The following is a 12977-nucleotide window of genomic DNA, read 5'->3' as shown; positions in this document are numbered from 1 at the left end:
GTAATTCTTTTTATGAATGTTTCTATATTATTCGATCGATTCATAAAATCTCTTTTTGAACTTGAGAAAGTCTTCAAAATCTTTCAAAATATGATAGAGTCGAGCCTTGTTGATAAATTCCTGTTTAGATGACGGAACATATTCATCCTGAAGCTCGACGATTAACTCCGATAAATAATCGATTTGTTCGCTACAAAAAAATTGATCTTCAATATGTTTTTTTATCTCATTTACAAACAAACTGATTATTTCAATTGCCTCTTCATTATTTCGGATATTCTTAATCTCATAATGGAGATTATGCAGCAAGCCGCATTGTTGCAAACGCATTTCAAAATAATCGACATAGTAATCATCCTTTACTGGTAATCGATTCTGTTGATACTTCACTGCACATTTTGTTAATTCCATTAAATCATTTTCAAGTTGAATGATTTCATCCCAGATAGTACTTTTCTTTTCTGGTCCTTTGACATAATCGATCATTTTCTCAAAAATGCAAACAAATCTCTGTTCGACACTTTCCTTTGAGCATTCTAAAAATTTTCTCTGGCGAGAATAGTCCTGAAACTGATTAACAATAATAGCAATAGCCAGACCAATCAACAATAAATAAAACTCGTTCAACAGATCATGCACGGTGATTTTGGCACGAAACATCAGGTGTGTGATCGAAACAGCATTAACCGATAAAGTGGACAATAAGTTCTTATAGCTAAATATGAAGGTAATGATTGTTAAAACAATTCCAAAGGTAAACCAATTATTTCCTAAAAATAGATGGAAAGTCATTGTAAAAAACATTGTGATCAAAAAAGTACTTATCCGATTGATCCCTAATCGAATGGTTTCAGTTTTTGTGACAGCTAAAGTAAGGAGAGTAATTATGCCGGCCGAAGATGAAAAATCTAAAGAAAAAAATTCGGCAATCAAGATAGCAATAGAACTGCCAATTCCAGTCCGCAAAGCGTGCATGGTATAATCATTTAAATTTATTTTAGGAATGAATTCCATGATCCTCTCCTTCCAGCGCTTATGTAAAAATTTCCTGTTACGCAGTTTTTCTAAATTAAAGTTGAAGTATTATTGTTGAAAAATATGTATTTAGTCATAAAACCTTGATTGTTGGCGCTCAAGAAACAGCCTCTCGATCATAATCTTTTTCTTTCACAAATACTTGCCTACAAGAAATTCTCTCTTATTTTCGAAGATAGCTGTTTCTATAGCACGATCGCTTAAATTAACTAAAGAATGCCAACAATACGCCTGCCGCTACCGCTGACCCAATAACTCCTGCTACATTGGGACCCATTGCATGCATTAATAAATAATTATTTGGATTTTCATGTTGCCCCACTTTTTGAACGACACGGGCTGCCATCGGAACTGCCGAAACGCCAGCTGCTCCAATCATCGGATTTATTTTACCACCAGAAAGCTTATACATTACCTTTCCTAAAAGAACACCCGAAGCAGTTCCAATCGCGAAAGCCAATAGACCCAAAACGATAATTTTTAAAGTAACTGGTGAAAGAAACAAGTCTCCATCTGCTTTTGCACCAACTGTTACGCCCAAGAGAATGGTTACAATATACATCATTGAGTTTGTCAAAGTTTCAGTTAGTTTAGGTACGATACGAATCTCTTTTATCAGATTCCCTAGCATCAAGCAGCCAATCAGCGTCGTTGCGCTCGGCACAATTAGACTGATAAAGATAGTGGTCACAATCGGAAAAAGAATCTTCTCGGTTTGTGAAACTGTCCTGACTTGAGTCATTTGGATTTTTCGTTCTTTTTCTGTAGTCAAGAGACGAATAATTGGTGGTTGAATGATTGGCACCAAAGCCATGTAAGAATATGCAGCAAGTGCGATTGCCGATAACAAGTGAGGCGCTAATCTTGTGGTAACAAAAATCGCAGTAGGTCCATCTGCTCCTCCAATAATCCCCACAGCCCCTGACTCTTGTGGTGTCATTCCTAGAGCCGTTGCTAAGAAAAATGCGGCGAATATACCAAATTGTGCGGCACCGCCTAAAAGAATCGTCTTAGGATTAGCGATTAGCGGCCCAAAATCTGTTGACGCTCCTAAACAAAGGAAGATCAGTGGGGGATAAATACCTAAGTTAGTCCCTTGATACAAGTAGTAGAATAGCCCTCCTGGATTATTATTTGCGGCTTCACTCATTAAACCAGCCAAAGGTAAATTGACAAGTAAAATTCCAAAAGCAATTGGAACCATCAAATAGGGTTCATACTCTTTCTTAATTCCCAAATACAAAAATATACAGGCTAAAACGATCATAAATAGATTGTTGAATGACAGATTTGCAAAACCTAATGTTTCAATCATCTGCTGAAAAATCTCTAACATAGTATCCCTCCATTGTTATAGTACAACCAGTAATTCACCTGATTCGACTGTTTGATTTGATTGAACAAGGATACTTGAAACGACTCCATCGGTCGGTGAAACAATTTCATTTTCCATCTTCATTGCTTCTAAAATAACCAGAGTATCGCCAGCATTCACCGTATCTCCTGTCTTTACATTAACCGATAAAATGTTTCCTGCCATTGGTGCTGGAACTTCTTTTCCACCACCACTCTTAGGTTTTTCCGATGGAGAAATCTCATTTGAAGTCTTAGCTACTTGAGTCGATTCCTCTTCACTGATTTCCCTTAATGTCACCTTGTATACTTGCCCATCCACATTAATTTCATATTGTTTCATTTGACCTTCTCCTTATTTAATTCGTTCGATTTTTTCTACTTGATAGTGTTTTCCTTGTTTGTTTTCACTTGCTTCTGCTAATGCTGTCAGCAAAGCTACGCGTTCTAATTCAGCATTTGGTTGAACCATCGTTGACTTTGCAACTGGGGATGATTTAGATACTTTTTCTTTTACGCCACCATCCGATTTGTTCACAAGTTTTGCTGTTATCTGCATCAAAACCATTAGTCCCGATAAAATAAGAAAGACTAGCGACATCGCTACAATAGTCAGGCCTAGTGAATCCATAATTGTATGTTCCATTAATATAATCAGCTCCTTGTATAGGCAAATATTTTAATCGGTTGTTCTGAATCAGCTGCATTGACCTCTGATCGTTCTGGTCCTTCTAAATAGCTTTTTCCTACCTGAGGGAAAAGAGCGTAGATCAATACCTCTTCATCATTCTTAGCAAGTTTGCCGATTTCTTGTTTCAATACGTCAAATTCTGGCTCAATATGATTTGCAGGACGATCGGTAATTCGTTTTTTGTCGCCTACTATTGATGTAATAAATGCTTCATCAATTGGAACAGGTGCTTTTCCGTACTCACCTAAAAGATACGATTTTACCTCATTTGAAACCATCTTATAGCGCTCACCAGTCAATACATTCATTGCTGCTTGGGTTCCAACCATTTGGCTCAATGGTGTAACTAAAGGCGGGAAACCTAGATCCGCTCGCACTTTTGGCACTTCCTTCAGTACTTCCTCATAACGATCGGTTGCGCCAGCTTGCTTCAGTTGAGAGTACATATTGGAAAGCATTCCACCTGGCACTTGATATAGTAGTGCTCTTGGATCAGGAGTTAACATTTTAGGATCAAGCAGTCCGTTTTCAAGATATTTATCTTTGATATCCCGAAAATAGTTTGCCGCTTCTTCCATTTTTTCTACATCGATAGATAGCTCATAGTCGTCATCTTTTAAGCTCAGGACCATTGATTCTGTCGCAGGTTGACTGGTTCCTTCACTAAATGGAGAAAGCGCAGTATCGATACGATCTGCCCCTGATTCAATCGCAGCTTGATAAGTCAGCTGAGCGATACCGCTGGTACAATGTGTATGGACAATTATTGGTAGATTAGTCGCTTTTTTTAACCGTTTGACTAGTTCGCGGCATTTATTTGGAGTCAATATTCCTGCCATATCCTTCACACAAATAGAATCAGCACCCATTTCAGCAAATTCTTTTCCAAGTGATTCGTAATAATCCATGGTATGAACATCACTGATCGTGTAAGCAATGGCTAATTGGGCTTCTTTCCCCGTTTTCTTTACAGCATTCAAAGCAGTTTGAAGATTCCTTGTATCATTTAACGCATCAAAGATTCTAAAAATATCTATGCCATTCTCTGCCGAAAGTTTTATAAACTTTTCAACAACATCGTCTCCATAATGTCGATATCCCAATAAATTTTGTCCTCTGATTAACATTTGCAAAGGGGTATTAGGAACCAGACGTTTTATTTTTCTTAATCGGTCCCATGGATTTTCATTTAAGTAACGTATACAAGAATCAAACGTTGCTCCGCCCCAACACTCAAGCGATGAATAGCCTATTTCGTCTAACAGTGGCAACACTGGTTCCATATCTTCCATCGACATACGGGTAGCCATTAAGCTTTGATGCGCATCCCGCAAAATCGTATCAGTAATCTCAATTTTCATTTTTGAGGTCCTTTCTAATTTTAAAGATAAAGCCTCCCTTATTTTCAGATAAAGGAGGCTGACAAAGAATTTCTATGGATAAAACGGAAACAAGATCGGTAATAATACTAGACTTACTATCGTCGATACTACGATCAAAGGTAGTCCCGCTTTCACATAATCCATGAACTTGAAGCCACCTGGAGAAAGTACCATCGTATTTGCCGGCATTCCAATCGGTGTTGCGTAGGCGCAAGAGCCGCCGATAACCGTTGCCATCAATACCGCTCTTGGATCAGCACCCATTCCTGTTGCAATAGACAAACTAATTGGAACCAACAACGCCGTAGTAGCTGTATTTGACATGAAGTTAGTTAACACCGCAGATAATAAGAAGATAGCAGTCAGTAATGCGAATGGAGAAGCATTTTGACCTAATAAACCGATTACCGCATCTGCGATCATTTCCCCTGCACCAGTAAGCTCCAATGCATTGGCTAAAGCTAAGGTTCCACCAAAAAGAAAAATCGTCTGCATATCAATGGCCTTATATGCTTGCTTTTCAGTAATAACACGGCACAGCACCAGAAGAATGGCCCCTACACAACCAGCAACATACAAGGGAATTCCTGTTTGATTCTCAAAAATCATACCAAGAATAGTCATGATCAAAATAACTAAAGACAAAGTTTGTTTCCATTTAGGAACGTGCGAATAATCAACATCATCAGAAAAAGCGCCGTCATCGTCTGTGTTAGTTTCATTGGGCAAAAATCGATAACCAACCAAGCTGAAAAAGATGATACCGATAATTAAGATCGGTAATCCAACATAACCAAACTCAAAGAATCCAAAGCCCATATCCAGTTCTTGCAAAGCAGACTGAGCAATCAAATTGCCCGGTGCGCCGATTAAAGATAAGTTTCCTCCCATCGCCGCAGCAAAAGCTAGAGGCATTAACAATCGACCTCTGGAATAACCGGACTTAGATGCAATACCGATAACAACAGGAATTAAAACAGCAGCGGTTCCCGTATTTGAAAGAAAACCCGACATGACACCCGTTATAACCATGATTGCTACAATCAACTGTCTTTCAGATTTCGCAAATTTAGAAACTACGGCACCAATCTTGTTGGCCATACCTGTTTCAAAAAGCGCACCACCCACTACAAACATCGCCACAAATAGAATCACATTGGTATTTACAAAACCATTGAAAGCTTCTTTCGGGTCCAATACTTTCGTTAAAATCAATCCGATACAGACAATCATCGATGTTAATGCCAAAGGAATTTTCTCCGTGACAAACATCACAATCGCAAATACTAAAAATAGAAGTGTGATAACAGCAGGACTCATTTCTTTACCCTCTTTTCCTTCATTTCGATGGAAGCCACTAATCAGGCTCCCACTCCCTATTTAATAAACCCAACTTGCTTGCTGATTCGTTCGATTTCTTCTTCTTTACGTCTATTGAACTCTACCTTATTGTTTTCAAAAAGATTAGACCCTTCAGTATCTATAGAAACAATCAATGGACCATAATTTTTTACTTCGTTTACCCATAATGTTTCAGGCATTCCTAAATCTTTCCACTGAGCATCGACAATTCTCTCGACTTTTTCAGCAGCATAAACCGCATTCCCCGCTGGATAAACCAGATGCAGCGCCTTGTTTTCTTTACAACCTTTTACGGTTCCCGGACCCATGCCGCCTTTTCCGACAATCAAACGAACACCCGTCTCTTTGATGAATTCTTCTTCAAATTTTTCCATCCGCATACTCGTTGTCGGACCGACAGAGATCATTTCGTATTCATTGTTCCCATGGTCCTTGACGATTGGACCTGCATGTAAAATCGCCTTATCTCTGACATCTACCGGCAATGGGCGACCTTCCTCAACGACTCTACGGTGCGCAACGTCTCGGCAAGTCACTAAAGTTCCTTCTAAATAAACAATATCACCAATTCGGATATCCTTAATATCCTCGGCACTAACAGGTGTTTTTAAATGATATTCTCTCATAGCTCTACTCCTTCATGTAATGGCAACTCATAGTTCAAATCACGATCAAAGTTGATTTTTCCGCGACGATGAGACCAACAGCCAACATTCACTGCTACTCCAATCACAGATGGATGCCTTCCAGTATTAATGATATTGACACCCATAACAGATTTTTTACCACCAAATCCTTGCGGTCCCAAGCCAATATTGTCAATTCCTTCCTCTAGCAACCGTTCCATCATCGCTGCATTTTCATTAGGACTGACGCTATCAACCTCTCTCATCAAGGCAAGTTTAGAATTCATCGATGCCGTTTCCACAGAGGTTCCAATGCCAATACCTACTAATAGAGGAGGACACGCATTGATTCCATAACTAGTCATTTGATCCATTACAAAACGAACTACCCCTTCATATCCTTCACCAGGCATCAAAACTTTTGCAGCTCCAGGTAAGCTGCAGCCCCCACCTGCCATATATACATACATTTCGATGTCATCGCTGTCCCCGTCAATTTCTGTGTATACCGTTGGCAGCCCAGTCCCGATATTCAAACCAGTATTATACTCATCAAATGTTTGAACAGCATTGTGTCGTAGCGGCGCTTTTTGTGTTGCGAGATAAACAGCTTCTTTTAAAATATCTTTCAGCTCACTGAGCAGTGGAAATTTCGATCCAACTTTGATGAAAAATTGAAGCGCTCCAGTATCTTGACAACTCGGACGATTTAATTCTTCTGCCAACAGCTGATTTTCCTTCATCGTATCGTAAACCAATTGTTGTAATGGATCGACTTCAATTTTTGAAAGCTCATCCAATTTTTTTGTTACATCATCCGGTAATCTTCTCCCAACGACCGCAATATACTCAACAAGAATATCACGCATTTTTTGAGCTTCAGAAGACAATGTCTTTTCTTCATAAGCATATTTAAGCATTTCTTGTACCTCCTAGTTTTTTCTTTATTATGCCTTTCGAACCATTGACTATCTATCCATTAATTAACGAATCAATTAACGATAATTAAAGCTTCCTCTCATAACTAATGAACGAGTCATTTAATAACCCATTAAAAAATGCTCCTAAAGAAACCCTACATGCAGAAGTTTGGTCGCGCTTTCAATTGATACCTATATTAAAAAAAGGGTAACCACATTTTTGTGATTCCCCTAATTAGAAAATTTAACTATATTTTTATTCAACTATACTTTTTATATTCTCTACTAAGTCATTATACTTATTCTCGTACTCTTTACTTGTACAAATCTCACACAGATTTTGATGGTTTTGCGGCGAAAGATCCTGATAAGAAAGAAGTTTTTCCTCAATTTGTTCATTTTCTTCCACATCCAAATCATTCTTAAATATTCGATCGATCTCTTGAATATGAGGATTGATTTGTTTTCTATACTCAGAAGGTGTCGTCCCAAAATGTTTTTTGAACATTTTGTTGAAGGCTTTAACATCACTAAAACCATTCTCAAAAGCAATGGTAGCTACTTTTTTTTCAGTTGTTGCTAGTAATCTAATAGCGTGTTGTAATCGACATCTGGTTAGATATTCATAAAAATTGATGCCTAATTCCGATTTGAACATTCTAGATAAATAGGGAGTCGAATAATTGCAATGTTGGGCAAGTATCTCAAGAGTAATATCCGATTTAAAATTATCCTCGATATATTGAATGGCAAAATCTAAGAATTCTTTCTTTTGTCCAACAGTATATGTACTTGTTTTACTTGTATTCGCTAAAAAGAACTTGGTCATTTTTTCTGCAATAGTAAAGAGTAATCCATTATGGCTTAATTGGTTGGCAGAATTAGCTTCAGAGAGAAGCTGCAATTTAGCAAGATCACGTCTTAATTCGTCATACAAGGGATTCATTCTTTCTTTTGCGGCATTCATTTCAAATCGTCCCTTAGATAAATCCAACCCTTGGGAAGTAAAGAAATCGGGTGAAATATACAGTCGCATAGCTATACTGTTAGGGACAGAAGCAAATGTCGCATGTCCACAATTAGAATTAATGATCAATAGATCTCCTTCTTCTAACCCAAAAGTATCTCCCTCAACGTTCACCTCAATTTTACCTGTTAATAGCCATAGTAACTCGATCTCATAATGCCAATTGTAGTGGTAACTTCCAACTTTATAAATCAATTGATCATAAGAAATATCTATGTTTTTGAACTCGTACTTTTTTCGGACTTCCATTGGATCACCTTCTTTAATTGTGAGATAGTGTTCAAATCATTCACAGTTAATTTAACATACAATTGTTTTGAAATACATGAATTTTTTGTTGGATAGTCCCGAAATAGTTGATAGGCTCTCCACGATAAAATGAGTTCTCAATTCATTTTTATCAGCTCACATATAATTTTTCCCTGTAAGTGCTTTGTCTTTTCTTGATAATTAAGAGGAAGATTGATTTTTCATTATTTGACTGCTCCAAGAACACTATTTATCAAATACGCCCTTCGTCAGTCGATAGCTGCTGCACCTGCCAATCGAGAGAAAGGAAGATCACCGGCAATATTCGAAAAAGAAGTGGTACACTTAACCATGGGATTTATTTTCTGATGTTTGAGAATTTCTTGTTTTAATTAAAAATAAGTAGTAATTCAAAAAAAGGATATCCGCATGGCTTATAACACTTGACGGTTGATCTTGACGGCTTTTCACGATCATGAGGTCGATGATTAAATAACGAAAACAATAAATTTCCGGAAAGCATTCTTAATATTTTCTTAATAATTATCGGGTCGTCAATTATAAATTAAGTTTTATTATTTTCTTGAAAATATTAGCGCTTACTTGAGGAGAGCAAAAATATACTTCTCCAACGACAAGATTTCGATGATTTTTTTATTATTTATGTGACATTTACTAATTTTTAATTAGCTAGCTATTTCCTCAATAGCATAAACAGCAGTAACGCGATCTTCCATCATAGAATCGGAGTACACATCCAGTGTCATCTTGGTGGAGGAGTGACCTAGCAAAGCGCTGACAGATGCGATTCCGACCTTTGCTTCTAAACATCGTGTAGCAAAGGTATGGCGCAATTGATGAAAATGAATATTCTCAAGTTTTGCTTGTTTTCGCAGCTGATGAAAATGATAGGTCAGCACCCTTGGTTCACATCCTTTCTTTCCTATTGAGAAGACAAAATTACTCGTACTCTCTTCTTTTATCCTTCCTAATAACCGTTGAACCTTTTTATTCATCGGAATAATTCGGTGTGACGCTGCGCTTTTTACCGCATCATAATTGACTATCGTTTGTTGATTTTCTATGGATTGAATTCTATTGCAGGTCTGGTTAATAGAAATAATTCCTCTGGAAAAATCGATATCCTCCCATTTCAATGCTGCAACTTCACCAATCCGCATTCCAGTATTCAATGCCAATGCGACAGCCTGTGCTTTGTCGTTCTCACTTCTTTCTACTGCTTCTAGAAGATTTCGTTGTTCCTCGATCGTTAATGCACGAACTTTTTTAGTGTTTCGCTTCGGCAGCTGTAAGGTATCACAGGGATTCTTAAATAATAACTCTCGTTTCTTAGCATCATTCAGTGTCTTCTTTAATAGACAAATGATTATGTGAACACTACTAGGCGATAGTCCTTCTTCTATATAATAGTCGACCATTTCTTGAATGCGTTCTGAAGTAATTTGATATAACGGCAAGCTTTCCAAATTTGGTAATAAATATCGATAAATTTTGTAGCAATAATCTGAAAATGTAGACATTTTGATTGTTTTTTGAATTTCCTTTTTCCAATGAATGATCCATTCACTATAGGTCATCAGACTTTTACCGTATAGCTCGATCATTCGCACCGATTGTTGCTTCAACGGAATTAATTTTTCTCTGACGGCATGATACGTTTTTGCGTATACATAGCCGTACTTTAGCCTACCATTGCTCTTTCTTCCGATCGCATAACGCCCTTCCCATCGACCATCTTTTCTGTGATAGATGTTTTCTCCTTTTTTTGGTTGATCCTTCATAAAATAACCACTCCTTCTCTCTTCGTTGACGAGTATTCTTGACGGTTCATGCAAATATTACTTTCCACTAAACTTTCTAGGTTTTTTCCACCACAAATTAATCTCAACAGATAAATGGCAGCTAAAAAATTTCAAGACATTGCTAACCTTTTTTACAAAAAAACTATTTTCGCAATAGAATACTAATGAAAGCCAAATACATGAGGATCTTCTTCTAACTATTTGTCCTTTTTCTTATTTTTAATTAAAACAAGAAAGAAGAATTATTACTATTTAACAATTCATCTTTCGTTTCAATTCTTCTCTTTACATGCAATCCTATAGTAACCAATCACCAAAGGAAATCTTTCTTTAACAGTCTTTCCGTTGTTCTTTAACTCACCCCGTACTGCTCATAACTAGTTAGTTAATGTCATATTCCTTTTTTTTAAATAAAGATACATTTTAAATTAAATAACAAATACAATCAATATATTTTTGCCAAACAAGAATAAATTTCCATCTATATAAAACGCTGATAGAATGTGTATTTGATTTATATAAGTCTCCATTCTGCATAAAGTACTTCTAGTTGCGTTATCTTTAATATTAATTAAACAATTTGAATTGTTATTTTTATGTATACTGTAGTTATTAAGAATTGAGGAGTGATGCACATGTCAAATGAAGAGTTTTTTGAAAGGATTTTATTCAACAAGAAGATGTCTGAGGATTGGTTAGCTTTGCTGGAGAATGCGCCTGATTTTAATCGATTTGATTTGAAACCGATTGCAGCGCTATTGGCGGCACCCTGCGATGTAGGAACAATCATCATCCGTGAAAATCAACATTCCTTTACCGATAAAAGCACCTTTGATACATTGAGCACTTTCCATCAAACCCATCGTTTTTTTGATTATTCGGTGACACGACACTGCTTTAAGACAATCGACGGACTTCCATCATATAAGGTCCCTTTTGTGAATTGGCACTTTGTCTTATGTCCGCTAGAATCAACGGATGATTGTTCGTGGGTGAACCCACTGGACATTTATGAGCTGCAAACAATCGAAAAGTCTACCTTTGTGGAGCTTATTAATGGGTTAGTGTTAGAAATCCCCATGCAAAAGCGCAGCTTCTTAGAGCAAGCCGAAAGAGCTATCTATTCTTTATGCTATTTAAGGCGTGAGTATTCGATCACGCTTAACTATAAAGGTGATCCGCTGAATTATATTCAGCTGCCAGTCACCCCTTTCATGCGGACATTGCGCAAGCGTTCCTTTTTACAACAATGGATCACTGACCGCGGAGCCTTTCATCAGAGATATATGATGGAACTATCGGAGAAATACAAGGATATTTACCTATAGAATTCAAGAAACCCTGCGCGACTCGTTTTTGAGACTCGCAGGGTTCTTATTTGTGTAGGTGCATTCCTTCATATTTTCTAATTTAAGTAATTCCTTTCGATTCCTTGATGACTGAGCCTGTTCCAGAAAACGATTTGATACCAAAGACAGTTCTTAAGGCTGGAAAAGTCCCTCCAATGAAAATGTTAATCCTTCACTTTTTGATCACCCTAGTTGTTAAATTCTGATTCTTTGCTCAATTACATCACGCACAGTGTCATTAACTTAATTTTTAACTGCTATTTATTAAGAAAACCTTAAGCTGAACTAGGATATTTGGATTTTTTTGGAAGAGATAATTTGCCTAATCCCCCGTCAAATCAACGATTGGAATCAAATACTACTATTTAAAATTTATCAAATTAACAAAATTGCATTTGTACCCTCAAATTTGCCACCTTATCGCCCACAAAGCCTAATCTTGTGTTCAAAGCCTGCAAATTTGAGGGGTAAAATGCAAATTTGCGATTCGCATTCTTTTTTGAAACCGTTTATATTCTAGTCACCGGCCGGAACAATAAAATCAAACAGGAGGAAACAATGATGATTCAACACATCGGAAACAAATTACAAGTAGAGATCGACGCAGGTGGAGAGAAAGTGAAGAAAATCAGCTTCGCGAATGTGATTGAAGAGCCCAGCGAGGAAAAAGTTTTGGAGCTAGGCGAAATCATGAAAGAACTATCAGTAGAAGGCAGCGAATTGTACGGAGTCGTCTTGACTAGCCAATCGCGCTACACCAAGTAAGAAAGGAGGAATATAGATGCTAAAAATCGTCGCAACATTCAAAAATAGCTTTGGCAAGAACCAGATCTGGAGCTTCAACGATCCAGACACTACCAAAACAGACACAGAAATCAAAGGCCTGCTAGAACGCATGACCAGCGTGAAGCTTTGTCAGAAAGATGGCGCGGAGCTCTTCCACACCGTGGAAAGCGCAAAGTACGTCGAAACGATTGAACGAATCATTTTTTAGTAAAAACATTGAGGAGTGGCGATAACACGGCCGCCCTCCTCTATTAATTTAAAGAAGGGAAGAGAACCAATGTATGTACAACCTCTGTCGTTCCGGCAGCTATTCAACCTAAAACCAAAAACACTAGAAACACGCATCACCGATTTTTATCACCAAACGCAAAACA

Annotated in this window: 13 protein-coding genes; 3 read left to right on the top strand and 10 right to left on the bottom strand. The window is 37.5% G+C overall.

What is annotated here, in order from left to right; genetic code table 11:
* Positions 1–27 precede the first annotated feature (27 nt).
* The 10 genes from E6139_RS18755 to E6139_RS18710 form a co-directional block, all read right to left on the bottom strand.
* On the bottom strand, positions 28–1014 hold the full coding sequence (locus tag E6139_RS18755) for an aromatic acid exporter family protein (protein ID WP_316405061.1): 987 nt from the start codon (positions 1012–1014) through the stop codon (positions 28–30).
* Positions 1015–1240: 226 nt separating this feature from the next.
* Complete coding sequence (locus E6139_RS18750; protein WP_316405060.1) at positions 1241–2371, bottom strand: sodium ion-translocating decarboxylase subunit beta; 1131 nt, start codon at positions 2369–2371, stop codon at positions 1241–1243.
* Positions 2372–2386: 15 nt separating this feature from the next.
* Complete coding sequence (locus E6139_RS18745; protein ID WP_316405059.1) at positions 2387–2731, bottom strand: biotin/lipoyl-containing protein; 345 nt, start codon at positions 2729–2731, stop codon at positions 2387–2389.
* Between the two features lie 12 nt (positions 2732–2743).
* Entirely contained in the window at positions 2744–3034 is a 291-nt protein-coding gene (locus E6139_RS18740) for an OadG family protein (protein WP_316405058.1), read from the bottom strand.
* An 8-nt stretch (positions 3035–3042) separates the two neighbouring features.
* Positions 3043–4440, bottom strand: a complete 1398-nt coding sequence (locus tag E6139_RS18735; protein WP_316405057.1) for a pyruvate carboxylase subunit B — start codon at positions 4438–4440, stop codon at positions 3043–3045.
* 72 nt (positions 4441–4512) lie between these two features.
* Entirely contained in the window at positions 4513–5781 is a 1269-nt protein-coding gene (locus tag E6139_RS18730; RefSeq protein WP_316405056.1) for an SLC13 family permease, read from the bottom strand.
* A 56-nt stretch (positions 5782–5837) separates the two neighbouring features.
* A complete protein-coding gene (ttdB, locus tag E6139_RS18725) occupies positions 5838–6449 on the bottom strand; it encodes a L(+)-tartrate dehydratase subunit beta (RefSeq protein ID WP_316405055.1) in 612 nt (203 codons plus the stop codon).
* Positions 6446–7369 (bottom strand): L(+)-tartrate dehydratase subunit alpha, encoded by a 924-nt coding sequence (ttdA, locus tag E6139_RS18720; RefSeq protein WP_316405054.1) that lies wholly within the window; start codon positions 7367–7369, stop codon positions 6446–6448. Before ttdA ends, ttdB begins: the two co-directional genes overlap by 4 nt.
* 256 nt (positions 7370–7625) lie before the next feature.
* Positions 7626–8645, bottom strand: coding sequence for an AraC family transcriptional regulator (locus E6139_RS18715; RefSeq protein WP_316405053.1), 1020 nt, complete (start codon positions 8643–8645; stop codon positions 7626–7628).
* A gap of 686 nt (positions 8646–9331) precedes the next feature.
* On the bottom strand, positions 9332–10447 hold the full coding sequence (locus E6139_RS18710) for a tyrosine-type recombinase/integrase (RefSeq protein WP_316405052.1): 1116 nt from the start codon (positions 10445–10447) through the stop codon (positions 9332–9334).
* 656 nt (positions 10448–11103) lie between these two features.
* Between E6139_RS18710 and E6139_RS18705 the strand changes: the two genes are divergently transcribed.
* The 3 genes from E6139_RS18705 to E6139_RS18695 all read left to right on the top strand — a co-directional run bounded on the left by E6139_RS18705 (position 11104) and on the right by E6139_RS18695 (position 12811).
* Entirely contained in the window at positions 11104–11796 is a 693-nt protein-coding gene (locus E6139_RS18705) for a competence protein ComK (protein ID WP_316405051.1), read from the top strand.
* Positions 11797–12378: 582 nt separating this feature from the next.
* On the top strand, positions 12379–12582 hold the full coding sequence (locus E6139_RS18700) for a hypothetical protein (protein ID WP_316403777.1): 204 nt from the start codon (positions 12379–12381) through the stop codon (positions 12580–12582).
* Between the two features lie 16 nt (positions 12583–12598).
* Positions 12599–12811 (top strand): DUF2922 family protein, encoded by a 213-nt coding sequence (locus E6139_RS18695; protein WP_316405050.1) that lies wholly within the window; start codon positions 12599–12601, stop codon positions 12809–12811.
* Positions 12812–12977: the final 166 nt, after the last annotated feature.

Source organism: Enterococcus sp., assembly GCF_032555305.1.
In the GTDB taxonomy this organism is placed as follows: domain Bacteria; phylum Bacillota; class Bacilli; order Lactobacillales; family Enterococcaceae; genus Enterococcus_A.
The sequence above is the reverse complement of the archived record's forward strand: the minus strand, read 5'-3'. Positions and strand labels throughout refer to the sequence as shown.